The 22,292-nt window shown below is 68.7% G+C and carries 22 protein-coding genes and 1 pseudogene; 10 read left to right on the forward strand and 13 right to left on the reverse strand.

What is annotated here, in order from left to right:
* A pseudogene (locus F8M74_RS30155) lies at window positions 1-196 on the forward strand (transcriptional initiation protein Tat); the annotation flags it as partial.
* Window positions 197-265: 69 nt separating this feature from the next.
* Here F8M74_RS30155 and F8M74_RS30160 read toward each other — a convergent pair.
* Window positions 266-1,276, reverse strand: a complete 1,011-nt coding sequence (locus tag F8M74_RS30160) for a metal-dependent hydrolase (RefSeq protein WP_141254776.1) — start codon at window positions 1,274-1,276, stop codon at window positions 266-268.
* Window positions 1,277-1,432: 156 nt separating this feature from the next.
* The gene (locus F8M74_RS30165) at window positions 1,433-2,743 is read right to left on the reverse strand and encodes a pectin acetylesterase-family hydrolase (RefSeq protein WP_141254775.1); all 1,311 of its coding nucleotides are present in this window, start codon (window positions 2,741-2,743) and stop codon (window positions 1,433-1,435) included.
* Between the two features lie 214 nt (window positions 2,744-2,957).
* Here F8M74_RS30165 and F8M74_RS30170 point away from each other — a divergent pair, with 214 nt between their 5' ends.
* Both F8M74_RS30170 and F8M74_RS30175 read left to right on the forward strand, forming a co-directional pair.
* Window positions 2,958-3,629: a hypothetical protein gene (locus F8M74_RS30170; protein WP_141254774.1), complete on the forward strand. Its 672-nt coding sequence runs from the start codon at window positions 2,958-2,960 to the stop codon at window positions 3,627-3,629.
* 162 nt (window positions 3,630-3,791) lie between these two features.
* Complete coding sequence (locus F8M74_RS30175; RefSeq protein WP_306341662.1) at window positions 3,792-5,513, forward strand: PAS domain-containing sensor histidine kinase; 1,722 nt, start codon at window positions 3,792-3,794, stop codon at window positions 5,511-5,513.
* On the opposite strand, the gene F8M74_RS30180 is transcribed toward F8M74_RS30175, so the two are convergent.
* Window positions 5,482-7,602: an ATP-binding domain-containing protein gene (locus F8M74_RS30180; RefSeq protein WP_141254772.1), complete on the reverse strand. Its 2,121-nt coding sequence runs from the start codon at window positions 7,600-7,602 to the stop codon at window positions 5,482-5,484. The two genes, F8M74_RS30175 and F8M74_RS30180, sit on opposite strands and share 32 nt — an antisense overlap.
* Before the next feature lie 92 nt (window positions 7,603-7,694).
* Here F8M74_RS30180 and F8M74_RS30185 point away from each other — a divergent pair, with 92 nt between their 5' ends.
* On the forward strand, window positions 7,695-8,609 hold the full coding sequence (locus F8M74_RS30185) for a spermidine synthase (RefSeq protein WP_141254771.1): 915 nt from the start codon (window positions 7,695-7,697) through the stop codon (window positions 8,607-8,609).
* A 46-nt stretch (window positions 8,610-8,655) separates the two neighbouring features.
* Here the strand turns inward: F8M74_RS30185 and F8M74_RS30190 are convergent, their stop codons facing one another.
* Window positions 8,656-9,576, reverse strand: a complete 921-nt coding sequence (locus F8M74_RS30190) for a LysR family transcriptional regulator (RefSeq protein WP_228559770.1) — start codon at window positions 9,574-9,576, stop codon at window positions 8,656-8,658.
* 213 nt (window positions 9,577-9,789) lie between these two features.
* On the opposite strand from F8M74_RS30190, the gene F8M74_RS30195 reads away from it, so the two are divergent.
* Window positions 9,790-10,350 (forward strand): sugar O-acetyltransferase, encoded by a 561-nt coding sequence (locus F8M74_RS30195; RefSeq protein ID WP_141254769.1) that lies wholly within the window; start codon window positions 9,790-9,792, stop codon window positions 10,348-10,350.
* A 43-nt stretch (window positions 10,351-10,393) separates the two neighbouring features.
* On the opposite strand, the gene F8M74_RS30200 is transcribed toward F8M74_RS30195, so the two are convergent.
* Together F8M74_RS30200 and F8M74_RS30205 are read right to left on the reverse strand one after the other, a co-directional pair.
* Window positions 10,394-10,786, reverse strand: a complete 393-nt coding sequence (locus F8M74_RS30200; RefSeq protein ID WP_140865465.1) for a LysM peptidoglycan-binding domain-containing protein — start codon at window positions 10,784-10,786, stop codon at window positions 10,394-10,396.
* Window positions 10,787-11,001: 215 nt separating this feature from the next.
* Window positions 11,002-11,253: a hypothetical protein gene (locus F8M74_RS30205; protein ID WP_228559772.1), complete on the reverse strand. Its 252-nt coding sequence runs from the start codon at window positions 11,251-11,253 to the stop codon at window positions 11,002-11,004.
* Between the two features lie 270 nt (window positions 11,254-11,523).
* On the opposite strand from F8M74_RS30205, the gene F8M74_RS30210 reads away from it, so the two are divergent.
* From F8M74_RS30210 to F8M74_RS38570, 3 genes are all read left to right on the forward strand, one after another.
* Window positions 11,524-14,274, forward strand: a complete 2,751-nt coding sequence (locus F8M74_RS30210) for a pitrilysin family protein (protein WP_141254768.1) — start codon at window positions 11,524-11,526, stop codon at window positions 14,272-14,274.
* A 115-nt stretch (window positions 14,275-14,389) separates the two neighbouring features.
* Window positions 14,390-14,812: a neutral zinc metallopeptidase gene (locus F8M74_RS30215; protein WP_301340617.1), complete on the forward strand. Its 423-nt coding sequence runs from the start codon at window positions 14,390-14,392 to the stop codon at window positions 14,810-14,812.
* Between the two features lie 7 nt (window positions 14,813-14,819).
* Window positions 14,820-14,969 (forward strand): neutral zinc metallopeptidase, encoded by a 150-nt coding sequence (locus F8M74_RS38570; RefSeq protein ID WP_301340616.1) that lies wholly within the window; start codon window positions 14,820-14,822, stop codon window positions 14,967-14,969.
* A gap of 161 nt (window positions 14,970-15,130) precedes the next feature.
* Here the strand turns inward: F8M74_RS38570 and F8M74_RS30220 are convergent, their stop codons facing one another.
* Window positions 15,131-15,508 (reverse strand): hypothetical protein, encoded by a 378-nt coding sequence (locus tag F8M74_RS30220; RefSeq protein WP_141254767.1) that lies wholly within the window; start codon window positions 15,506-15,508, stop codon window positions 15,131-15,133.
* Window positions 15,509-15,568: 60 nt separating this feature from the next.
* Here F8M74_RS30220 and F8M74_RS30225 point away from each other — a divergent pair, with 60 nt between their 5' ends.
* A complete protein-coding gene (locus F8M74_RS30225) occupies window positions 15,569-15,757 on the forward strand; it encodes a hypothetical protein (protein ID WP_141254766.1) in 189 nt (62 codons plus the stop codon).
* Between the two features lie 25 nt (window positions 15,758-15,782).
* On the opposite strand, the gene F8M74_RS30230 is transcribed toward F8M74_RS30225, so the two are convergent.
* The 4 genes from F8M74_RS30230 to F8M74_RS38185 all read right to left on the reverse strand — a co-directional run bounded on the left by F8M74_RS30230 (window position 15,783) and on the right by F8M74_RS38185 (window position 18,916).
* Complete coding sequence (locus tag F8M74_RS30230; RefSeq protein WP_141254765.1) at window positions 15,783-15,986, reverse strand: hypothetical protein; 204 nt, start codon at window positions 15,984-15,986, stop codon at window positions 15,783-15,785.
* 94 nt (window positions 15,987-16,080) lie between these two features.
* Entirely contained in the window at window positions 16,081-16,707 is a 627-nt protein-coding gene (locus F8M74_RS30235) for a glutathione S-transferase family protein (RefSeq protein WP_163884627.1), read from the reverse strand.
* A 130-nt stretch (window positions 16,708-16,837) separates the two neighbouring features.
* On the reverse strand, window positions 16,838-18,514 hold the full coding sequence (locus F8M74_RS30240) for a collagen binding domain-containing protein (RefSeq protein WP_228559773.1): 1,677 nt from the start codon (window positions 18,512-18,514) through the stop codon (window positions 16,838-16,840).
* Between the two features lie 60 nt (window positions 18,515-18,574).
* On the reverse strand, window positions 18,575-18,916 hold the full coding sequence (locus F8M74_RS38185; protein ID WP_228559775.1) for a carboxypeptidase-like regulatory domain-containing protein: 342 nt from the start codon (window positions 18,914-18,916) through the stop codon (window positions 18,575-18,577).
* 727 nt (window positions 18,917-19,643) lie between these two features.
* Here F8M74_RS38185 and F8M74_RS30245 point away from each other — a divergent pair.
* Window positions 19,644-20,540, forward strand: coding sequence for an NAD-dependent epimerase/dehydratase family protein (locus F8M74_RS30245; protein WP_141254763.1), 897 nt, complete (start codon window positions 19,644-19,646; stop codon window positions 20,538-20,540).
* 3 nt (window positions 20,541-20,543) lie between these two features.
* Here the strand turns inward: F8M74_RS30245 and F8M74_RS30250 are convergent, their stop codons facing one another.
* The gene (locus tag F8M74_RS30250) at window positions 20,544-21,086 is read right to left on the reverse strand and encodes a hypothetical protein (RefSeq protein ID WP_141254762.1); all 543 of its coding nucleotides are present in this window, start codon (window positions 21,084-21,086) and stop codon (window positions 20,544-20,546) included.
* Window positions 21,087-21,214: 128 nt separating this feature from the next.
* Window positions 21,215-22,228, reverse strand: coding sequence for a metallophosphoesterase (locus tag F8M74_RS30255; RefSeq protein ID WP_171410365.1), 1,014 nt, complete (start codon window positions 22,226-22,228; stop codon window positions 21,215-21,217).
* Between the last annotated feature and the right edge of the window lie 64 nt (window positions 22,229-22,292).

A 22,292-nucleotide genomic window follows, 5' to 3' on the forward strand; every position in this document is an offset into this window, starting at 1 on the left:
CTTCCGCATGGGCCGCTTCCTGCGCGTGCGCGACGTGGGCTCCAACCCGCTGGGCGGCTGGACGGGCCCCGGCACGCCGCTGCGTGGCGCCGTGGCGCACAACAAGCTGCTGGTGTCCATTGCCCGGGCCTTCGGCGTGAATGTGAATACGTTCGGCAACCCCGACTACACGGGGGAGCTGCCGGGCCTCACCTGAGCGGCGCTCGGGCTTGAAGTCCGGGCCCCGGTGGGAGCTGCGTGCCTCCGCCGGGGCCTTCGTGTTTCTTCAGGGCGCCGCGGTGTCAGTGTCCCGCCACCTGCGCAGCAGCTCGCTGGCGCTGCCACCGCGTTCCAACTGCGCGTGGGTCACCGCGTTGGACGCGTCCAGGTGGATGACGAAGGCCAGCGTTGGCTCGCCGCGCAGGTGGTAGCGCAGGTCGGCGATGCGCACCTTCCGGCCTCCTTCGGCCAGCGGCTCCACGTGGACGAGTGGGAAGCGGGCCCAGGCGAGCGCCTCGCGCACCGTGGGCACGGCCTGCACGTGCTCCGGCAGCTTGCTTCCGGTGGCTTCCGCGCGCCGGGCCTCCGACGGTGGACCCAGCAAGGGGACATCTCCCGCGGCGAAGACGTCACCGGGCAGGGTGGCCACGTAGCGCCACGTGCCCACGGAGAAGGGCAGGGGAAAGACACGCACGGCCTGTGCGGCGGGGTAGGCCGCGTCCACCCGCTGCGTCAGCACGGCCCAGGTGGCCACGCGGAAGCCCACGTACGCCACGGAGCAGGCCGCGCTCCACAGCAGCGTCCGCCGCCAGGCCGCGCGCCGGCGCCAGGCCAGGATGGCTCCGGCGAGCAGCGGCAGCGTCACCCAGGGGTCCACCACCATCGTCCAGTCCAGGCTCAGGCGGCTGTCGGAGAAGGGCAGCAGCACCCGCGTTCCCCAGCCTGTCCACAGGTCGGGCAGGAGGTGCGCGAAGACGACGGAGGCCAGGCTGGTGAGGAACACGGGCGCCAGCCGCGCGCCGCGGAAGCAGGCGCGGGCGGCCAGCGTGGCGGTGAGCGCCACCAGCGGCGCGGCGACCAACGCGTGGGACAGACCCCGGTGGGCCTGGAGCGCCACCGTCACCGCGTCGCCGCGCGCCAGCAGGGTGTCCAGGTCCGGCAGCTCCGCGGCGAGCACCGACGCCACCAGCACCGCGCGGTCCGTGGGGGAGGCGCGCTCCGGGGCGCCGGGGCGCACGTCGGGCCTGCGCATGGCGCCAATGGCGAGCCCGAGCAGTCCGTGAGTGAGGTTGTCCATGACGTGGCTTCGTCTATCGCCCCACGGGCCGCGTGGCCAGCGGCAGGGGAGACGCCATTCGCCCGGCTCCTGAAACGGCGAAGCGGGACGCCGGGAATCCCAGACGTCCCGCTCCAGGTGTGGCGTCACCGGGCCAGGCCCGGCGTCAGACGGTGGCTACCCGCCCAGCGCGCCGTTGATGAGCGGCGCGACAATCTGCATGCCCGGGTCCTCGGCGTTGTAGCCGTTGGCGGGCTCGTAGATGCGGATGCGCTGGTTGCCGTTGATCCACCGCGACAGGAACGTGTCCATGCCCACGAACTCGCTGTAGCACTTGTACGTCTGGCTCCACGGGAACTCCATGTACTCGTACCAGTGGCGCTTCTTCTCCATCTGCTGGCAGGCGTGCGCGCCGATGAAGGTGATGATGGTGCTGCAGTGGCTGGAGTTGATGGCGCGCTCGTGCGGGATGAAGTAGCTGAAGTTGTTGTACTTGTTCAGCTCGGTGACCAGCGCGTCCTGGTCCTGCTTCCAGTGGCCCAGCACGGACTCCTTGTCGTTGGGCGTGTGGAAGCGCTCATAGGAGAAGCGCGAGTAGTTGTAGTCGCGCGAGTAGCCCGTGTAGGCCAACTGGTCGTTGGGGAACTCCTGCGCCACCATGCGGTTGATGGTGCCGAAGTCGCTCTGGCTGAACGTGCCCGGCAGCAGGGAGAAGACGGAGTTCAGGTCCCACGACTGGCGAATCTTGTCGTGCAGCGCGCGCGAGCGGAAGTTCGCGTTGGGCGCCAGGAAGATGGGGCCGGAGTCGTTGAGCAGGTAGCCACGCGCCGGGTTGATGGCCTTGCGCAGGAAGTAGTAGCCGGCCGCCGTCGCCGTGCCACCCGCGCTGTAGCCCGTCATCAGCATCTTCTGGACGTTGGGGAACTGCGTCTTCGCGTAGTTCGCCACCGCCAGCGTGTTGGTGTAGCCGCTGTGGTGCCACGTCAGCGGCGGGTTCTGCCCCGTCGAATCGACGTAGGTGGCCACGTTGTTGCCCACGTGCACGTCACCGGTGCAGTACGGCACGTAGACGATGTTCCAACCCTTCGTCACCAGGTCCGTCTTGCTGCGCCCCGGCAGGCCCGGGTCCGCGCCGTTGACGAGCGGCGACACATACTTGGCCGTGAACTGGGTGATGTAGTCGTCGGCGATGCCGTTCGGATTGGCGGCGCCCAGCAGGCCCGCGCGGCCGCTACACGTGTCGTAATCCCAGCACGCGCCGCCACCCTCGAACAGGAACATCAGGTTGGGCGAACCCGTGCGGTGCACCCAGAACTTGAACTGGGAGCCATTGCCACACTTGGTTCCCGGCAACTCCACCTTCTGCCAGTTGTAGTTGTTGCCACCGTCCACCAGCACGTCGACGATGGAGGACATCACCACCTCCGCGCGTGCCGCTGCGGGCACGAGCGCGGCGGCCGTGAGTCCAGCCAGGATCAGGTTCTTCATTCAGGGACCTCCGGGTTTAGTTGGAAAACCCGTGTATACAATAGCGTTGCATCCGAGTCAGGAGGATTGTGGTTGTTTCACGTTTCCGACGAGCAGGACGCGGGTGCTGCATTGCGCCAAGGATGCGACGCATTGCGGCATCGGATGTAGTGCATTGCGCTATCTCGCGGTGGGTGGTTGCCGCGCCCACGCCGTGCGCGGTATTCGGAGCAGCATGGCCGTGAATGCATGGAGGAAGGGCCTGCCCGGCCTTGTCGTGGCGACGGGCCTCGTGGTGGCGGCGCTGGTGTACGCGCTTCGCCAGGACACGGAGCTGGTGACGCCGGAGTCGCCCGCCGTCGTCAAGCAGGCCGCCACGCCCATGGCGCCGCATGCCGTGGCGCAAACGCCGCCTCCTCCTCCGCGGGCCACGCCGCCGCCGTTGGACCTGACGCGGCCGCCCGAGGAAGTGCCGGACGACAACGCGCCCAAGGTGCACCCGGTGGACCTGCAGGTGATTCGCGCGAAGCTGCCTGACAACCTCTACTGGCAGATGGGCGCGCCCACGCAGGACCCGGCGGAACTGGAGCGCCGCGAATCGGAGTCCCGCCGCTGGAACGAGCTCTACGGCAAGGTGCTGTCCGCCGAGGCCACGGTGGAGCAGATTCGCGAGTACTACGGCCACCGCCGTCAGGTGTCCGAGGACTTCATCACCTTCTCCACCGAGGTGTTGTCCCGGTTCGGTGACGTGCTGCCGGAGCGGGACCGCGGGCTCTACGAGCTGAGCATCAACATGCACCGCACGCGGCTGGCGGAGCTGCCGGCGCAGGAGCAGGACGCGCTGGACCGGCGGGAAGCCCAGGAGCGCCGCCGCGAGGCCTGGCGCCAGGGCCTCCAGTCACCCTGAGCGCGCTCCCGGGCGGGCGAGGTGACTGTCCACCTCCGGACAGTGCCTCCGCGGGCGCGCCCGGCACGCCGCGGGGTGGGGAAGGGCGTTTCCCCCGAGCGGTGAGAATGTCGGCTGCCTTGCAGATTTCCGGCGCGTGGCAGTGGGGTGGGCGCGGCGGAAATGTTAAGCGGCAGGTACATCGCCTTGGCCCGTTCTCACACCGACCGCGTGGACTCACTCTCGACCGGACAGGACCCTGGTGGCGCCAGCCACGGCGGGGCGGACGCCAGCGGGCTGGATATTGCCCTGCTGGACCAGATGCCGGAAGCGGTCGTGGTCTGCTCGCTGGACGCAGTCTGTGTCCATGTGAATCCCTCCCTGGAGCGGCACCTGGGCCGGCCGCGTCAGGAGTTGCTCGGCCGGATGCTCTGGGAGCTGCACCCGGAGTGGGCGGAACGTTCCTTCCAGGAGCGCTTCCTCCAGGTGGCCCGGACGGGCGAATCCGCCGAGTTCGAATGCCACATCGAGCCCCAGGACCGCTGGTTCGTGAAACGGCTGTTTCGCGTCCATGAGCGGGTCGTCCTGTTCTCGCGAGACATCAGCGCGGAGAAGAAGCAGGAGGCGACGCTTCGGGCCCTCTACGACGAGATGCGCCGGGCGCAGCGGCACGCGGCCTTCCTGGCCCAGGCCAGCGAGGTGCTGGCGTCGTCCCTGGAGCACGATCTCATCCTGCAGCGCATGGCTCACCTCGCCGTTCCCATTCTGGGAGACGCGTGCTCGGTGGACCTCCCCATGCCGGATGGGCAGGTGCGCCGCGCCGCCGCCGCCTTCTCCAGGCAGGAGATGGTGGCGCCCGCGCAGGACTTCCAGGCGCGCTATCCCATCCGCCTGGAGGATGCGGCGGGTATCGGCAAGGTGCTGCGTACCGGCGTCACCGAGTTCACCCCGGACTTTCCCGCCATGCTCGCCGCCGCGCAGGGGGGCAGCTCGGCGTACCGGCGGGCCGTGGAGGCGCTGGGCATCAGCGCGTACATCATCGTCCCGCTCATCAGCCGGGGCCGGGTGCTGGGGGCGCTCACGTTGCTCAATTCGGAGTCTCGGCGCAGGTACACGGAGGCGGACGTGCGGCTGGCGGAAGACCTGGCCCGCCGCGCCGCCACCTCGCTGGACAACGGCCGGCTCTACACGGAGGCGCAGGAGGCCGTGCGCGCCCGGGACTCGTTCCTGTCCGTGGCGTCTCACGAGCTCAACACGCCGCTGACCTCGCTCATGCTCAACATCCAGGCGTTGCGGCGCGACATGGAGCCGCGCGCCAGCAATGGCCCCGCGTCACCGGAGGCGCTCTCCACGAAGGTGGTGGCGGTGCAGCGGCAGGTCTCCCGCCTGTCGAGCCTGGTGCGTGAGCTGCTGGACGTGTCCCGCATCACCGCGGGGCGGCTGCGGCTGGAGCGCGAGGACCTGGACCTGGCCGCGCTCACCCGCGAGGTGGTGCCCCGCTTCACCGAGGACCTGGCGCGTGCGGGCTGTGCGCTGCACCTGGATGCGGGGGGCGCCGCCACCGGCCATTGGGACCGGCTGCGGCTGGAGCAGGTGCTGCAGAACCTGCTCTCCAACGCCATCAAGTACGGCCGGGGCCGCCCCATTGAAGTGCGGGTGGGGGCGGATGCGTCGCGCGCCTGTCTGTCGGTGAAGGACCAGGGCGTGGGCATTCCGCCGGAGGGGCGCGCGCGTCTCTTCCAGCGCTTCGAGCGGCTGGCCAGCGAGCGGCACTACGGCGGACTGGGGCTGGGCCTGTGGATCGTGAAGCAGATTGTGGACGCCATGGAGGGTCGCATCTTCGTGGAGAGCGTGCCCGGCCAGGGCTCCACCTTCACCGTGGAGCTGCCGCGCCACCCGGCGTGACCAGGTGCGAGCGGACGCCGGAGGACACCACCCATAGCTGATGGGAGGTCCGTGTCACCGCCACGTGCAGGCGGCGGCGTGACTCGTCGTCCACCGGGTAGGCCCGCGCCGTCGCGTCCGGGAGGATGACGTAGTCGAACTCCAGGCCCTTCACGCTGCCCACGTCGGTGACGTCCACGCCGGGCTCGAAGGTGAACTCGCCGTCGCTCACCAGCCGCGCCCAGGGCTGGTCGGCGACGACGCGGTAGATGGCCTGCGCGGACTCGGGGCTGCTGGCGATGACGCCCACGGAGGCGTGGGGCTCGCGGGTGACGAGGTCCCGGAGCGCCTCGCCGATGAAGAGCTGCGCCTGGGCCTCGTCGGGGAAGTGGTGGAAGCCCACCGGAGCGCCCGCGCGGCCGGTGGCGGCGGCCTCCGGGGCCTGCGCGCCCAGCACCTGCCGCGCCAGCTCCACCACGGGCCGGGGGCACCGGTAGGAGACCTGGAGCCGGCAGGTGGCGGCGTCGCGGATGTTGAGCTCGTTGAGGACGGCGGGCCAGCCCGCGAAGCCCGCGTCCGTCTGCTGCATCTCGTCGCCCGCGAGCGTGCAGCTCTTGCCCTTGCCCAGCAGTTGGCGGACGGCGAAGAGCTCGAAGAGGGAGAAGTCCTCGGCCTCGTCCAACACCACGTGCGCCAGCCGCTCCAGGCCCAGCGAGGTGTGCTGGGCCTTGAGGAACATCAGGACGGGCAGGTCGTCCAGGTCCACCGTGCCGGCCATGGCGTCCGGCGTGTCGTCCTCGATGGAGCGCCCGTCCACGGTGATGAGCCGCTCCGCGTCGGTGATGTCCTTGAGCACCTTGGACAGCGGCGTGGCGAGCTGGAGGCGCGTGTGCTCCAGCGTCTCGTCGATGGCGGTGCGAGGAATTTCGCCCTTGGCGGCGGTGACCACGCTCTCCAGGAAGCGCCGGTCCATGTACGCGTCCGCCATCCGCGTGCGCAGCCGCTCCAGCGCGGTGCCCGCGTCTGTCTTTGGCACGCCCACCCGGGCGGCCAACGCGCGCCGCAGGGTGGGGTGGCGCTTGAGGCGGGACACCAGCGGCGGCGTGTCATTCCACAGCTTGATGCCGGGCACGTTGAAGGCGGAGCGCGCGGTGGCGAGCAGCCAGGCATCCCGCGTCTGCACGGCCACGTTGCCCAGGCCCAGCGGCGCCAGCAGCCGGCGGGACAGCCGCGCCAGCCCTTCTTCCGGGACGATGAGCTTCATGCGGGCCTGGGGGAACGTCCTCGGGTCGTCGAAGGCCAGCTTCGCCAGCCGGTGCAGCGCCACGGTCGTCTTCCCACTGCCCGCGCTGCCCAGCACCAGCAGCGGCCGGTCCGGGCCGGTGCTGACGGCCTCGTACTGCTCGGCGTCCAGCATGGCGGTGACGCCAAAGGCATCCTCGATGCGCCGCGCGCCCTTGCCGGTGCCCAGGAACTCCGGCCGCGCCGCCGTCCCCGCGCCGCCCGACTGGAGCGTGGCGAAGTCGCGGCTCACGTTGCGCCATGAGCCGTCCGCCAGGCGCTCCAGCACCAGCGCGCCGGAGATGATGCGCGTCAACACGCCGCGCTCGATGATGACCAGCCGGCGCGTCTCCACGCTGCCCTCGGCGAGCCGCTCACCGAAGTACTCCTCGTAGTCGTCGCCTTCCTCGTAGCAATAGAAGACACGGGCCACGGGGGCGAAGCGCCAGTCGATGACGCGCACGCCAGCGCCCACGTCCGCGAACGTGGTGCGGCCCAGCAGGTAGTCGCGCGGGCCGCCTTCGCCATTGAGGCGCAGGTGCGCGAAGTAGGGGGCCTGTGGGTCGGGAAGCTTCACTCCCTCCTGACGTTCCATGAGGGAGCGCATCTGGTTCATCTGCGCGAAGATGTGCGGCAGGTCGGCCACGGCCGCGGTGGAGGCGTCGTCCCGCAGCACCTGCAACTGGGCGACAAGTCCCTGGGTGTCCTGTCCGCGTGCGGACTTGCGCCGCGCGGCTTCCAGCGTGGACTGAACACGGGCCAGCAAGGCCTCTTCCTCGGCGATGATGGCGCGGGCATGGTCCGGCAGCGACGCCTCGACGTGGCTCATGCGCGGCAAGGTGAACCTCGGCGCCGTATGCGTCAACCTGTTGTTTTTCCTGAGAGAAATGCTGTCTTTTTGGTACTCTGTACCAGGAAGGGATGGACATGCGCGGTGTGACCCAGCGGCTGCTGCTGGTGGGGCTGATGTTCCTGGCATGTACGGCCTCCGCGTCCCGCAAGGTCCTGTACGAGAAGGCATCGCCCTACACCCTCATCTCGGTGACGGAGGACGAGGAGGGGCGCCGGTACCTGGGCTTCGATGCCTCGGGCGCGCTGCAGAGCGTGGTCCGGCCGGGCAAGCCGCTGGACCTGGTGCTGCCCTACACGCAGGTCTCCATGGTGGGGCTGGCCTACGTGCCCGCGCCCAAGCGCATCCTCATCGTGGGCCTGGGGGGCGGGGCCATGCCCATGTTCCTGCGCAAGGTGGTGCCGCGGGCGCACATCGACGTGGTGGACATCGATCCGGATGTGGTGACGGTGGCCAGGCGCTACTTCGGCTTCCGGGAGGACACGCTCCTGCGCGCGCACGTCGGAGACGGCCGGCGCTTCATCGAAGCCGACCGGCCCGCGTATGACCTCATCTTCCTGGATGCCTATGGCCCGGACAGCATCCCGGAGCATCTGGCCACGCAGGAGTTCCTGGCGGCGGTGCGAGCGAAGCTGAGCCCCCAGGGCGCGGTGGTGGGCAACGTGTGGGCCTTTCCGCCCAACCGTCACTACGATGCCATGGTGCACACGTGGCAGGTGGCCTTCACTCAGTTGTATGAGTTCATCGTGCCGCAGAGCTCGAACCGCATCCTGGTGGGCGTGGGGTATGAGGAGAAGGTGGCCGCCAAGACACTCGAGGCGCGCGCGGAGAAGCTGGAGCGCACCCGGGGCGTGCCGTTCGACTTGAGCGGGCTGGTGGACCGGGGCTACACGGACGCGACGGAGCGGCAGTTGCGGGGCAAGGTGCTGAAGGACGCGGACCTGCCGAAGCCCGAGTCTGTGACGACGCCGGCGCAGGTCCGCTGAGCGCTTGTAAGGAGCTCGGGCCTGCCTCACATCGACGCGTCTGCCTTCAGCGGTTCGTCCATGGGGGGGACCACGCCTTGGGATGCCGATAGCGGTCCTTCCGGGCGTCGAGGTAGGCGCGGAGCTTCGTGAGCGCGGGGTGCGCGTTGTCGCTACGCCAGACCAGGGAATGTGGGTACACGAGCATCGGGTTTCGGATGGGAATGCGGCGGAGGTTGTACTCGGCCGGCCACACCAGCCGGATGTGTTCACCTACGAGTGTGGCCAGGCTCGAGGAGCCGGCAATCACCTCCAGGAGCGCATCGATGCCGAAGTCGGGGCCGAGCGTGTCGATGGTGAGCCCGAATCTCGCGGCGAGCTCGTCGTAATATGCGGCCCACTCTGTTCCTGGGACGATGAAGGGCATCCAGACCTTGTGCTTCGCGAGCTCGGCCGGCGTCAGCGAAGTCGCCGTGGCGAGCCTGTGCGTATGGCTCGTGAGGAGCTCCACGGCGTCGTCGAGAACTCGGGTCGCCACGACGCCGTCGGTCAATTGTTGCGCAGGTCGGGTAATGGCGCGAAACGTCGCGTCGATCGTCCCTGCCCGCACAGCGGCCAACGCGGTCTTCGCGTCGAAGAGATGCGTGACGATATCGATTTCGATTTCAGGATGGGCGCTGTGGAAGTCCCGAAGGATGCGTGCGCTCCCGAGGTTCGGCTTGACCACGTCGACACGGAGCCGACGGCGGCCAGGGCGCACGGAATCGGCTGCCCGCTCCGCCGTTTCGAGGAGCCTTCGAGCGTGAGGCAGGAACACCTGGCCGTCGATGGTGAGCTGAACGCCGCGCGGCGTCCGGACGAACAACCGCGCCCCGAGGCTGGCCTCAAGTGCGGCGATGCGCTTGGAGACGGCTTGCTGAGTCAGTGACAGCCTTGATGCCGCCTCTTGGAACTGTCCCGTGTCGGCGACGGCAATGAAGGTCCTCACCCCATCGAAATCCACGCTGCCCCGCCTCCGTTGCTCCAGTGTCGTCAGGGGAGGGTACCGCACGGGATTGGGCGGTGCCAGGGAACGGTACAACCCGCGGTTGTGTCTCAGGGGATATCAAGTTGTTTGATGTCTCAGCGATGCACTGGCTAGGGTCCTATTCAACGGCACGCACGTCTTCAATGGCTGCCGTAATTTCAGGAGAACCGTTCCATGCATGGCGAGAAGCCGTTCCTTCCCCGGGAGGTGCTGATCGGCACCCCTGAATCAGAGGTCATGTTCAGCAACATCCGGCGAGCGATGCGCCTGACCGTGGAATTGAACAAGCGCACCTTCGATGATGCCGAGGAGATCAGGGCGCTCTTCAGTGAGCTGACCGGCCGAAATGTCGACAGCACGTTTTCGCTCATCCCGCCGTTCTATACCGACCATGGAGTCAACATCCGCGTCGGGCGAAATGTGTTCATCAACCAGTGCTGCACGCTGATGGACATCGGCGGTATCGACATCGCTGACGACGTCATGATTGGCCCGAAGGTGAACATCATCACGTCGAGTCATCCCCTGGAGCCCGCCAGGCGGCGGGCTTCAGCGGTCGCGAAGCCCATCGTGCTCAAGCGAAATGTCTGGATTGCGGCGGCCGTCACGATATTGCCGGGCGTGACGGTGGGCGAAAACTCGGTGGTGGGCGCCGGAGCGGTGGTGACCGAGGATGTGGCGCCGAACAGCTTCGTGGCGGGCGTTCCCGCCCGGCTGGTGCGACACCTGACTTGAGGGCCAGGGGGCACGTCTCGGTGCCCCCTGGCCTCGCTCGAGGTCACGCGTTGGCGATGGACTTGGGCGGCAGCTTCAGCACCTGCCCGACCTTGATTTTGTCCGGGTCCTTGAGCTGGTCCTTGTTGGCCTCGAAAATCTTCGGGTACAGCTTCATGTCCCCGTAGATGTCCTTGGCCAGCTTGCTCAGCGTGTCGCCCGACTTGACGGTGTACAGGCCGTACGGCGTCTCGTGCGTGACGGTGAGCATGACCATGACCTCGTTCTGCCAGTTCGGATGTCTGGCTTTGATCTGGTCCCACATCCGGTCGCGGTCCCAGGCGTAGTCCACCGTCCCCTTGATGATGAGCTTGCCGTTTTCCTCGCGCGACTCGACCTTGGCGCCCACGTTCTTCGCCACGTCGAGCACGTCCTGGTAATCATTCTGCAAGGCCATGGTTGCTCCCTTTCGCCTGCGCACGCCGGAACGGGCGTGGTGCTGGGCGGGGCGCAATGTAGCCGCCTGTCCCGACGTGCCCGTCGCCCCTCGGTGTCACTGGGGGCGCGGATGGCGAGCGGTCAACAGAGTCCGTCCCGCGCCGTCTCGGATAGACGGTGGGCGGAGGGAGAGGCGCTCCACCCACCCCGCGCGTTAGCGGCACGCTCGTGCCGTCACGGGCAGTATTGCAGCGCGCACTCGTGCCGCTGGTCGATGCAGACCTGCGTCTCCTCGGGGTCACCAAGGGCCTGGCGAATGCAAGCAGTGTAGGTGGTATGACAGTCTTCACAGGTGGTCAGTGCCTGGACTTCGGCTCCGTGCGCCTCGTCCGTGCCGGCAGGGTCGTCCAGTCCCGGGTCCATCCCGCCACAGCCCGTCCCCATGAAGACCGCGGCCAGCGCCACGCCCATCCACGTTGCTCGCATGATGCCTCCCGTCGCGCAGACGGTCCTGTTTCGTTGTGGATTGCGAGGATTGCGGAGGTGCCTGAATTTGGCAATCGCGCCTGGAAGTCCTGGCCCTTGGCCTGTCTTCCCGCGGATGGTATGAGCACTACGTCCGTCTGGCCTTGAGTCCAGGGCCAGCGCGGTTCGTGCACTGCCTTCGCTTCGTCGCTGTCGAGATTCACTTCCGCTCGGGGGAGGCGGTGGGGCGTGACCCTGCGCGCTGCTCCCGGGTTCGTCCTTGGAGCTTGGATGTTTCGCCCGCGTGTCTCCCTCCCTTTCGCCTGGCGGCCCCGTGCCGCCGTCGTCGCCCTGACGCTGCTGCTGAGCGCGTGCGCCACGCTGCCCCAGCGTGGGCAGATCGTCATGCGTGACGTGGCCTTCCCGTTGCGGGACTTCCGCTTCCCCTCGGGGCTCCGCGTGGTGGTGGAGCAGGATGCCCGCTCTCCCGTGGTGGCGGTGGTCGCGGTGGTGGGCGCGGGGGGCTCCAGTGACCCGGGTGGCAAGGAGGGCCTGGCGCACGTCGTGGAGCACCTGGCGTTCCGTTCCCGCCACGCGGGTAGTCCGTCGGTGTGGCGGCGCCTGGAGGCGTCGGGCGCGGGCTTCTACAACGCCTCCACCAGTTTGGATTACACGTCCTACGAGACGCTGGGCCCCAAGGAGGCCTTGCCCGTTCTCCTGAAGCTGGAAGGCCAGCGCCTGGCCGCGCCGCTTGCGGGCGTGAGCCCAGAGGTGTTCGCGGTAGAGCGCGAGGTGGTCCGCAACGAGCTCCGCCAGCGCAACGAGACGGGCTACGTGGGACAGGTCTTCAGCTGGTTGAACGCCGCGGCCTTCCCCGGTGGACACCCCTACGCGCGTCCTCTCGCCGGGACGCATGAGTCGCTGTCCGCGCTCAGCCTGTCGGACGCGCAGCGCTTCGCCCGGGCGCACTACCGTCCAGACAACGTCACGCTGGTCATCGCCGGTGACGTGGACCTGGCGGCCGTGGAGGCCACGCTTCGGGCAAACCTGCCCGAGGCCTGGGTGGGGACAGGCGCACCCCTGGCGCTGGAGGCGCGTCTGCCCGCGCAGCCCGCGGCCCCCGCCACCACGCCCGCCCAGAAGCCGGTGCCCGTCTTCACTGCCGCCGTGCCCACGCCGGAGGTGTATCTGTCCTGGGTGCTGCCGCGCGGCTTCGACGAGTCCAGCGCGGTCCAGGACTTCGTGCGCGCCACCTTCGGCCAGAACCTCTGGGGCGCGGTGCGCAACGACGGCGACATCGCGGACATCTCCACCAATCTGATTCCGGGGACGCGCGCCTCGCTGCTGGTGGTGCGGGTGCGGCTCAGCCGGGGCGACGACCCGACGCGCTCGGCGGGGAAGGTGTTGGACCAGGTGCAGAACGCGTGGGTCCAGGAGATTCAGCCCGGCTCCGTGCTGGGCCGCGAGTTCGACTTCCAGGCGACGCGCCGGCAGGTGGTGACGGGCATGGTGCTGGAGTCAGAGGACCTCATGTCCCGCACCGAGCGCCGGGCGTTGCTCACCCACTTCACGCAGGACGTGCGCTCTTATACCCGCTCGCAGGTGGCGCTGATGGGGCTCGCCGGCGGCAAGGTGACGGACTTCTCGTACCAGTGGCTGCAGCGGGACCGGGTGCGAATGATTGTCGTCCGTCCCGGTGAGGTGCCGGGCGCGGCGACGGCGGCCGCCACGCTGTCCGCGGACGAGGAGCCCTGGACCACGCCCGCCGAGCAGGTGACGCCGTCCATGACGGCGGCGCTCGATTCGCCCGTGCAGGTGCTCAAGCTGGACAATGGCATGGAGGTGCTGCTCGCTCCGCGTCCGGGCCTTCCGGTGGTCCGCATCGGCGCGGCGATGGGCGGTGGTTCGTCCTACGGCGCGAAGTCGGGGGTGGCGGACCTGGCCAACTGGGGCTCCTTCCGGGAGTCCTGGTTCGAGGGCCGCCCCAGTGACTGGGGCCTGCATTCGACGTCGTCGTTCCAGCGCGACCACCTGCGCGTCGGCATCTCTGGCACTGCCGGCAACGTCGGCAACATGCTGGCGATGCTGGCCGAGCAGCTCGACTCCACGCGGACCTCCGAGGACGTGGTGCGTTTCTACCGCGAGCAGGTGCTGCCCTGGCGTCAGGCGGTGGACTCGAATCCGGAGCTCCTGGCCGAGCGTCACCTCCAGAAGGCGCTGTATGGCACGCATCCCTTTGCGCGCGAGGCCACCGGCGCGGACCTGGCCCAGGTGTCCTGGACGGAAGCCGAGGCGTGGCTGAAGGACGTGTATCGCCCGGCCAATACGGTGGTCGTCATCGCCGGCGAGTTCGACGTGAAGGAAGTGGAGGGGCTGGCGCGCAAGTACCTCGGCGGTTGGAGCCGGGGGAAGGCGGCGCCCGTCGCCACGCCGGCCGCGCCTGAGCTGCCGACGGCGTCTTCGGAGGCGACGGTCCTGCTCTCGCCGCGTCCTGGCGCGAGCCAGGCACAGGTGCAACTGGCCTGCCGGCTGCCCACGGCCACGCCCGAAGCAGAGGCGCGCTACGCGTTGATGGCGGAGCTGATTCACAATCACGCCTCGGGGGAGATGCGCTCGCGCCGGGGGGCGACGTACGGCTTCTCCGCGCGGCCCTGGCTGGGGCGCGGCGGCGCGGCCCACCTGGTGCTGGAGGGCGCGGTGGATGCGCAGCGCATGGGTGAAGGCATCAGCACCGTGACCAAGCTTCTCGCGTCCTTCGCGAAGGAAGTGCCCGAGCACGCGCTGGAGCGGGCTCGCAGGGGGATGCTGGCGTCCCAGGCCGTCTCCTTCATCAGCTCGGAAGCCTGGGTGAACGCGCTGCTGACCGCGCGCGTCCGGGGCTTCGAGCCGGACACGGTGACGCGCCGGCCCGCGATGCTCCAGACGGTGACGGCCGAGTCCCTTCGGAAGGAGTTCGAGGGCTGCTCCCAGCGGCTCGTCGTCTCCATCACCGCGGATGAGGGCAAGGCGCGGCCCGTCATCCAGGCCATGTCCCAGCCGTAGCCCACCACGTCCCCCTGCCTGCTGGCCGTCCCGCCTGGCAGGGGCTTGTCGTCCACCTCCGTGTCCCTGGCTGCTTATCTTGAGGCCGCCGGGGACCAGCCAGGGGGAGCGCTGCATGCGGTGGCAGGGTGGACGTCGCAGCTCGAATGTCGAGGACCGGCGGGGCAGTGGCCTGGGCCGCCCGCTGGCGCTGGGGGGCGGCGCGGCCTCCATCGTCGTGGCGCTGCTGGTGCTGCTGCTCGGAGGAGACCCTTCCCAGCTCGGGCTGGGCGGAGGCGAGGACCCTCGGAGCGCGGACGGCACGGGCGGTTCGGGCCAGCCCTTGGACCCCCGACAGGAAGAGCTCAAGGACTTCGTGTCCGTCGTGCTCGCGGACACGGAGGACACCTGGCCGGAAGTGCTCGCGCCTGTGGGCGCGCAATACGCGCAGCCTCGGTTGGTGCTCTTCACGGACGCGGTGCAGTCCGCGTGCGGCTTCCAGGAGAGCGCGGTGGGGCCTTTCTACTGTCCACCGGACCGGCGCATGTACCATTGGTGATGACACCTTGCAGCGGCGCGCCCAGGGCTACGTCGTCCCGGAGTCCTTCACCCACGGCTCTTCCGAGCAGCGCGTCACCTGGTTCCGGCGTGGGCTGGAGCAGGGCACGCTCGAAGCCTGTGACACCTTCGGCGACGCGGGCGTCGGAGCGCGCTGACGGTGTGCCCGCGGGGCCCGGGGACGCCGAGCCTCCCACCGGTCCGTGAATCGCACCGGGAACGGCAGGCACGCGGCGGATGAGGCGCTACGCGCCCCGAGCGCTCCTTGGAGCCACGGCGAAGAGGGGACCGCCTGCCTGCTCGCGGGCCCGGGAGGCGCTCAATCCAGGTAGCCCCAGCGCTCCTCCTCGAAGACGAAGAAGGGGCGCCCGAAGGGAATCCTGTCCGTCCATCCCAGCACGTGACGGCGTGCGTCCGCCGGGCCGCTCACGTCGTAGGTGAAGCCGAAGTGAGGGCCGCTGAACTTGGCGGGTGGCAGCTGGGGGAGGAACTCCGGCACGAGCTGCTCCAGGGTGTCGGGGAGCTGTCCGTGCCGGGCCTGGTAGGCGCGGCAGGCCGCGATGAGCGTCTCGGCGTTGCGTTGCGCGCGTTCCGTCTCCTTCTTCCCGGGACGGAGCACCATGTACAGCGTCAGGGGAATGCCGACGGCATTCCGCAGCAGCCCCCGGGCGGTGCCAAGGAATCGGTGGAGCGTCATATGGGCGCGACCATCGCATGACTTGCGACTGCCTATGTTCTCCAAGAGGAGGACATCGCCATGCCAGATGTGGAAGCGCCGCGGCCGCTGTCCGAGCCGCCAGACGAGGCGGAGGAACGACAGAGCCGCTACATGGAGGAAGAGCCGGGCCACACGCCGGGGAGCGCGGAGGGCGACGACGAGGACGCGCCTCACCGTGTTCGCCCCTACCCGGACCCGGACCACACCCCGGGTCAGGCAGAAGGCTGAACCCAGGGCCGCCGGGAGGGCTGACCTACCAGTGGATGAGGTAGGTGCAGGAATTCGCGCCCTTCTGGCGGCACCCTGCTGAAGTGTCGTGAGTGAGCGTGGCCTCGGGCGCGAAGCGCTGGGCCATGCCCTTCACGAGTCCCATGTCGAAGCGGCACGGGTAGGGATTGTCGAGGACCCGGCGGGCCTCGTCGCGGCCCTTCACCGGGTGGAAGTGGCAGTGGCCCATCTGCGGGTTGCAGAGCAGGAGGAGCCAGGGGCTTGGACATGAGCCCCTGCGGTACGTGCCTTGATGACGCCCCCTGTGGGAGCCGACGCTGTCTCTAACTGAAGTGGCGCTCCAGCACTGCGGCGACGTGCGGGTTCTTCTCCGCTCGAGTGGCCGCCGCTGCCAGGGCGGGGCAGTTCTGAATGAACCAGTCCTTGTTCGGGCGCCAGTGCGTCATCACGGTGACGTAGAGGTCCAGCGCGCTGAAGCGCTTGCCGAGCACGTGAGGCTTGCCCACCTGGGCGTCGATTTCGCGCCAGAGGTTGGCGCGGCGCTCCATGACGGTGTCGCGCAGCCGGTCCGCGGCGGGGCCGGCCAGGGTCCACTTGGGCGGGTCGTCCGCGTAGGTGAACGTCGGGTACACCGCGCCCACGAGGCGATGCAGGAGGTTGAGGAAGCGCACGCGCTCGGGGGCCGTGGGCTCCGGCACCAGGCCGCTCTGGGGCGAGACGTCGTGCAGGTGCAGGATGATGGCCGCGCTCTCTGTCATCACCGCGCCATCGGGGAGGATCAGGGTGGGCACCTGCCCCAGGGGATTGAGCTTCAGCAGCCGATCTCGCCCGGGACCTGGCTCCAGGTAGGGCAGCTCCGTCAGGCGGTGCGGGATGCCGGTGATGCTCAGCGCCATCTCCACGATGGCCGAGCCACATCCCGGTGAGCCAATCAACTCATAGTCGTTCATGGACCGTTCCGTCATTCCCCAGAAGAGGGCAGTGGCTGCCAGTTGGGAACCAACGTGGGGACGATTTCTCCGGAGGCCGGAATCGTCAACTCCTCCCGGTGGAAATAGATGTGGCCGTGCCGTCACGGGCCTATGGCGACAGGTTCGCGCTCTCGACAGGCTCGTGAAGCGTAGCGTCCAGCACTGAACTCAGGATGGAAGGCCCCGGACTCATGTGGATGTCACCCAGTTCCACATCTCCTTCGAAGGGAACATCGACCGTGAGGGTTCGTGATGCCACCCCGGGGGCATCGAATCTCAGCGTCTGCACCCCAGATTTCAGGGTCGACCATTTGAAGGCGCCGTCCTGGGGGTCGACATAGAATTCGCGGTTGTTGAGGACGAAATTTGAGAAGGGCGACCCACCGGGACCCAGGAGCCTGCCTCGGATTTGTGAATCACGTTGCATGACGATACGGAGGGGGGCCTCCCCCGGCTTCACAAGAAGTGCGGAGGATTCGTATTCGGTCCCTCCCGTGGATTGTGCTGGGACGAAGGTATAGCCATCTTTCCAGGCCGATATCGTGTGCGGGCCGGAAGACAGATGCCGCAGGACGAATCGCCCATCCGCGCCTGTGCGAACGCCGAAAGGTCCGCCGCATCTGAAGCTGACGGTCGGCGGCTCTGTCGCGTCAGTTGGTGACTGCCGAGAGGTCGCGATAGTCGCGCCCTCCAGGGGCCTTCCGCTCGTTGTCACCACGATGCCGGAGACCGTCACACCTTCGGGAAAGCGCAGCTCCACCTGCGGCGGAGGTCCCTCTCGCAACTCGATGTCCTGGGCGACGGTCCGCCGGATGACACCCAGAACCTCCTTTTGTGCCCACACCGTGTAGTGCCCTGGCGGAACTGCCCCGAGCTGGAAATGCCCCTGGGCATCTGAAGATGTATTTTGGCGGAGCGTGTCTTTCGCCTCGCGCCTGGCGAGGATGACGTCCGCATCGGGCACGGGAACACCGTGCTCATCCAACACGATGCCTGGCAAGGTCGGGCCTTGCTTCAGCGAGATGCGGAGGTCTCCGCTGGGCGCGTGCACCGAAGCGACGTCTGGAAGGAAGCGCGGGTCATCGGCTTGGAGCCCCCAATTACCTGCGCGGCAGGCTTTCAGCTCGAAACGGCCGGCGTCGTCCGTGGTCGTCACATGATTATGGTGCGGCACCGCGGGGTTGCATTGGCGCTCCAATCTGAGCGTGACGTTCGGAGCGGGCGCCCCGTGTGCGTCGACCGCAACGCCGGTGATGGACACCGCGCGAAACAGGGTGATGGTGGCAGGGGACGTGGCCTCTGGGGAACTCAGAGTGACGAATTCGTCCAGATGACCCGGTGCTGACACCGTGACCTGGTTCATGTCGGGGCCGAAGGGGCCCAGACGAAAGCGGCCATCCAGGTTCGTTGTCGTGACCGGGTAGTCGATATCAAGGCGCTCCGGAACGACGGAGACGCGGGCACCTGGAATGGGCTGGCGCGCCTCGTCTCGAACGATTCCTTCGAAATGAGGTGCAGGCCGCAGTTCGAGTACCGTCTCAGCCCCGTTTCGTTCCTTCAGGGTGACTTCCTCGCTGGCAATCATCCCTTCATGGAAGGCCGACACTTTGAGGCCGTAGCCATTGCGGAGTCCGGAGAAATGAAACCGTCCATTCGCGTCGGACGTGGCGAACTGAAAGGGGTAGTCATGTGGAAACTCCGCGGTGAGCTCGACGCGGGCGCCCGCGACGGGGCTTCCCTGGGAGAGGACCCGGCCTGCATGGTTCAGCGGCCGTGTGAGGTGCACGCTGCCCCACGGAAGGCCGGTGGCCTCATTGAGATGGAGGAGCTCCGGTCGCCAGCCATCCTACTTCGCCAGGAGGACGTAATGCCCATACGGCAGCGGGCCGATGTGGAACCGGCCATCCGGACCTGCGGTGCCGTCGAAGTATCGGTCCGTTGCCACGGAGACCAGGCTGATGCGGGCGCCTGGTAGCGGTACGTCCTCACCAAAGACGGTTCCCTCCACCCGTAATCCCGGAGCCAGCACCAACTGCAGTCTGTCGTGCGTCCCCAGGATGCCTTGTTGCACGGCCGCCCCGTCCTCGCTCAAGGCCCAGACCGACAGGATTCCGACGTCCAGTCCATCCAAGGCGTAGGTGCCGTCACCGTCGGTGACCGTCTCTGCCTGGAGGATGGCTTCGCCCATGCGGGAGGAAACCCACTCCGTCAGAATGTCCTGGGCCGCCTGCCTGCAGTCATGCAAGAGATGGAGGGGTTTCTCCTTGCTGCGGGAGCCCCCTGTACCAGGCGCCCAGTCGGGACACGGCAGCTCTGCCAGGGGCTCCTCGGCCCGCGACAGGGCGGACACTCGCACGCCCGCGAGGGGGACTCCTCGCGCATCCACCACGGTGCCACGAATGCGCCGTCTCTTTTCGGGCTGAGGAATAGAGCCCAGGGCCGCCATGCCTGGGGTGCCAGTTCCTTCGATGCGGTTCGCGGCTTGCGACGATGCGGCGACGCCTGCACCTCGGTCGACGGCCTCTGACGTGGAGCGCGCGTCCCAGGCGAGCATCCCGAGGACCCCGACGGTCAGCATCGTGAACGCCCCGCCGCTGCGGATGCGCCGCTCCCTCGTTCTCGACATGTCCCGACGGTAGGGAGCCGCGGCGGGGCAATCCTCACGGAATCGTCATGATTGGCTCATCAGCCGCGCAGCACGAGCGCTGCGTGTCGGACGCCTCATGGAGCCCGCGTCGCCTCACCGAGCTGGGGGAATCCCTCCGCAAGGTGGTGCTGGCCCTGCGCCTGGGGAGAGAGCGACCTGGGCCAGCGTCTCCAGAAGTCACCGAAGCTGACGGTGGTCCGTGCAGGCGGGAGGCGTTTCCAGGGAGGAATGCGCAGACTGCACGCATCCCTGAACCTGGAGGTCGTCCATGCAACTGTTCCTGACGGGCGCGAGCGGCTTCATCGGCGGCTCCCTTGCTCACTCGCTGAAGGCCCGCGGCCACGCCATCCGAGGGCTGGTCAGGGACAAGGCGAAGGCGGAGCGGCTGGCGGCGCTCGGCATCGAGCCCGTGCTGGGTGACTTGGAGGACCGCGCGCTGCTGACATCCGAGGCGCGGCGCGCGGACGCGGTCATCAACGCGGCCAGCAGTGACCACGCGGAGGCCGTCGAGGCGCTCCTGGCGGGGCTGCGCGGCTCTGGCAAGCCGCTGCTCCACACCAGTGGTTCCAGCGTGATTGGCGACGACGTCCGAGGCGACGTGCTCTCCGACAAGGTGTTCGACGAGGACACCCCCTTCATCGTCGAGCCCGACAAGCAGGCCCGTCACGCGGTCGACACCAGCGTGCTCGCCGCCGAGGGAATGCGCGGCATCGTCCTGTGCAACACGATGATTTATGGCACGGGCACCGGGCTCAGCCCGGACAGCGTGCAGATTCCCCCGCTGGTGAAGCAGGCGCGCAAGAGCGGCGTGGTGCGCATCGTCGGAAAGGGCGTCAACCGTTGGTCCAACGTGCACATCGACGACGTGGTGGCGCTGTACCTGCTCGCATTGGCGCGCGCGCCCGCCGGGGCCTTCTACTTCGTGGAGAACGGCGAGGCCTCCTTCGCGGAGATTGGCGCCGCCATCGCCCAGCGGCTCGGGCTGGGGCCCGTCCAATCCTGGTCGGTGGAGGAAGCCAGCCGTGAATGGGGTGAAGGCCACGCGCGCTACTCCTTCGGCTCCAACAGCCGCGTGCGTGGCAAGCGCGCGCGCCGCGAACTGGAGTGGAAGCCCCGGCACGACTCCGTCACGGCGTGGATTCGCGACGAGCTGCCGCTCGGTTGAGTGCTAGTTCCAGGGGAAGATGGGACCCCAGACGGAGTGCGGGCTCAGCGCGATGGGGAGCTTGAGCGTCAACACCAGCCCCACCTCGCGGGCATGCCGCGTCCGCTCCACGCCGCCGGGGCCGATGTCCCGGTCCCCGGCCAGCGGAATCCCGAAGCGCACGCCCAGGCTGCCGAACAGGAAGGCCAGGTAGGGCGCGACGTGCAGGCCCGTGGTCGCCACGCGCGTCCGGCTCGCCGTTTCATGCATGACGCCCAGCTCCACACCCCCGAAGAACAGGGTGCCCTGGAGTCCGGCGCAGAGCCGCGCGCTGCCGCGATCCATCTTCTGTGCCTGCGCGAAGAGGCCCAGGGCGCCCACGCCCTTGAACCAATTGAGCGTCAACTCCCCGCCCACGCCCGTGCCGGGCTCGTCCGCCCCGAATGCCGCGCTGTACAGGGGGCCCACGGACAGCCAGGTCTCTCTTTCGGGGAACAGCGTGATGTCCGCCCTCGCGGGCAGGGCGAAGAGCACGGACGCCGCCAGGAGCAGGACGGGAAGGCGCATGCGGCCGCCCGGATGCAACCACCGGGCCCTGTCTCCGCGCGAAGGGACGGCACGTCTTGCATGTGCAAGGGACTGCACGTTGCGTCACCGCCCGTGTGCAGTCGCGGGGACGGACGGGACGCGCCTGCTCATTTCTTCCGAGGCTTCGGCCCCGCGGGAGGAGCCGGCGCGGCGGAGGGCTCCACGGAACCCAGCGTGACGGGGCCTTCGCGGTACAGGGCGTTGACCTTGCCGCCGCGAAGCTCCAGGGCCGCGAGGTTGCGCCCGTACCCGGTGCTCAGCCCGGTGTCGATGAGCAGCGCCTTGCCGTTGAACCGCACCTTCACCTTGCCGTCGCGGTTCGTGGTGTGCCCCATGACCATGCGCCTGGCGCCATAACGCTTCAGCACCGCGTCCAGCGCGGGTTCGGCGTCCTGCGGCTCGCCCAGTGCGTAGCCTCGGAACCACAAGGGGCCCTGTGCGTCCCGCGCGCCGCCGGGCGGATGGTCGGGGAAGAAGTCCTGGCGCACCCAGCGGTTGAGCTCGGCCAGGTTTCCGCCGGGAACGCCGGGCGCGACGCCGCCGTGCACGAAGAGGGTGTCGTTGATGCGCACCACGGCGGCGTGCTTGCGCAGCCACTGGCCGTAGCGGCCCTGGAGGCTGTACGCGACGCGGTGCCCGTTGAGGCCGGGAGGGGAGCCGGCGCTCTCCTGCTCGGGGCTCTGGTCGGCGAACGAAGCCATCTCCCCGGGGTTTACGTAGCGCAGGTCACCCAGCATGTTCATGGCTTCATGGTTGCCGAGCAGGGCGTGGACCCGTCCGCCCGCGGCGAGCGCTTCCTGCTCCAGCCGCATGAGCAGGTCGAACGCCGCTCGCGTCTGGTCGCCCCGGTCCGGTACGTCGCCCGTCTGGACCAGGTGCGTCTTGCCGCCAATCCACCGGTCCTTCGCGTCGATGAGGCCGGCGAGCCGTAGCACCTCCTTCAGGGCGTCCACGTCACCGTGCACGTCCCCCACCGCCACCACGCGCTCCACACCGGTGAAGGTGTCGGGGACTGCGTCCTCCAGCCGAGGCGGCGTCGGGGCTTGGGGAGAGGGGGCCGCCGCCAGGAGCAGCGGGACGAGCACGAGCAGGGGGGACGCGCGGAACAGGGAGGGGGCCATGGGAATGTCCTCCGGTGAGACGGCACGCCTGGGCTGGCCGGCCCAGGCGCGCTGGAGTACCTCA

Origin of the sequence: Myxococcus sp. CA023 (assembly GCF_010998615.1) — a bacterium.
In the GTDB taxonomy this organism is placed as follows: Bacteria; Myxococcota; Myxococcia; order Myxococcales; family Myxococcaceae; genus Myxococcus.

Coding starts and splice junctions, on each gene's coding strand:
- F8M74_RS30160 (WP_141254776.1), bottom strand. CDS start 1,276: ATGGACAACCTCACTCACGGACTGCTCGGGCTCGCCATTGGCGCCATG.
- F8M74_RS30165 (WP_141254775.1), bottom strand. CDS start 2,743: ATGAAGAACCTGATCCTGGCTGGACTCACGGCCGCCGCGCTCGTGCCC.
- F8M74_RS30170 (WP_141254774.1), top strand. CDS start 2,958: ATGGCCGTGAATGCATGGAGGAAGGGCCTGCCCGGCCTTGTCGTGGCG.
- F8M74_RS30175 (WP_306341662.1), top strand. CDS start 3,792: ATGTTAAGCGGCAGGTACATCGCCTTGGCCCGTTCTCACACCGACCGC.
- F8M74_RS30180 (WP_141254772.1), bottom strand. CDS start 7,602: ATGAGCCACGTCGAGGCGTCGCTGCCGGACCATGCCCGCGCCATCATC.
- F8M74_RS30185 (WP_141254771.1), top strand. CDS start 7,695: ATGGACATGCGCGGTGTGACCCAGCGGCTGCTGCTGGTGGGGCTGATG.
- F8M74_RS30195 (WP_141254769.1), top strand. CDS start 9,790: ATGCATGGCGAGAAGCCGTTCCTTCCCCGGGAGGTGCTGATCGGCACC.
- F8M74_RS30200 (WP_140865465.1), bottom strand. CDS start 10,786: ATGGCCTTGCAGAATGATTACCAGGACGTGCTCGACGTGGCGAAGAAC.
- F8M74_RS30205 (WP_228559772.1), bottom strand. CDS start 11,253: ATGCGAGCAACGTGGATGGGCGTGGCGCTGGCCGCGGTCTTCATGGGG.
- F8M74_RS30210 (WP_141254768.1), top strand. CDS start 11,524: ATGTTTCGCCCGCGTGTCTCCCTCCCTTTCGCCTGGCGGCCCCGTGCC.
- F8M74_RS30215 (WP_301340617.1), top strand. CDS start 14,390: ATGCGGTGGCAGGGTGGACGTCGCAGCTCGAATGTCGAGGACCGGCGG.
- F8M74_RS30220 (WP_141254767.1), bottom strand. CDS start 15,508: ATGACGCTCCACCGATTCCTTGGCACCGCCCGGGGGCTGCTGCGGAAT.
- F8M74_RS30225 (WP_141254766.1), top strand. CDS start 15,569: ATGCCAGATGTGGAAGCGCCGCGGCCGCTGTCCGAGCCGCCAGACGAG.
- F8M74_RS30230 (WP_141254765.1), bottom strand. CDS start 15,986: ATGGGCCACTGCCACTTCCACCCGGTGAAGGGCCGCGACGAGGCCCGC.
- F8M74_RS30235 (WP_163884627.1), bottom strand. CDS start 16,707: ATGAACGACTATGAGTTGATTGGCTCACCGGGATGTGGCTCGGCCATC.
- F8M74_RS38185 (WP_228559775.1), bottom strand. CDS start 18,916: ATGGGCGAAGCCATCCTCCAGGCAGAGACGGTCACCGACGGTGACGGC.
- F8M74_RS30245 (WP_141254763.1), top strand. CDS start 19,644: ATGCAACTGTTCCTGACGGGCGCGAGCGGCTTCATCGGCGGCTCCCTT.
- F8M74_RS30250 (WP_141254762.1), bottom strand. CDS start 21,086: ATGCGCCTTCCCGTCCTGCTCCTGGCGGCGTCCGTGCTCTTCGCCCTG.
- F8M74_RS30255 (WP_171410365.1), bottom strand. CDS start 22,228: ATGGCCCCCTCCCTGTTCCGCGCGTCCCCCCTGCTCGTGCTCGTCCCG.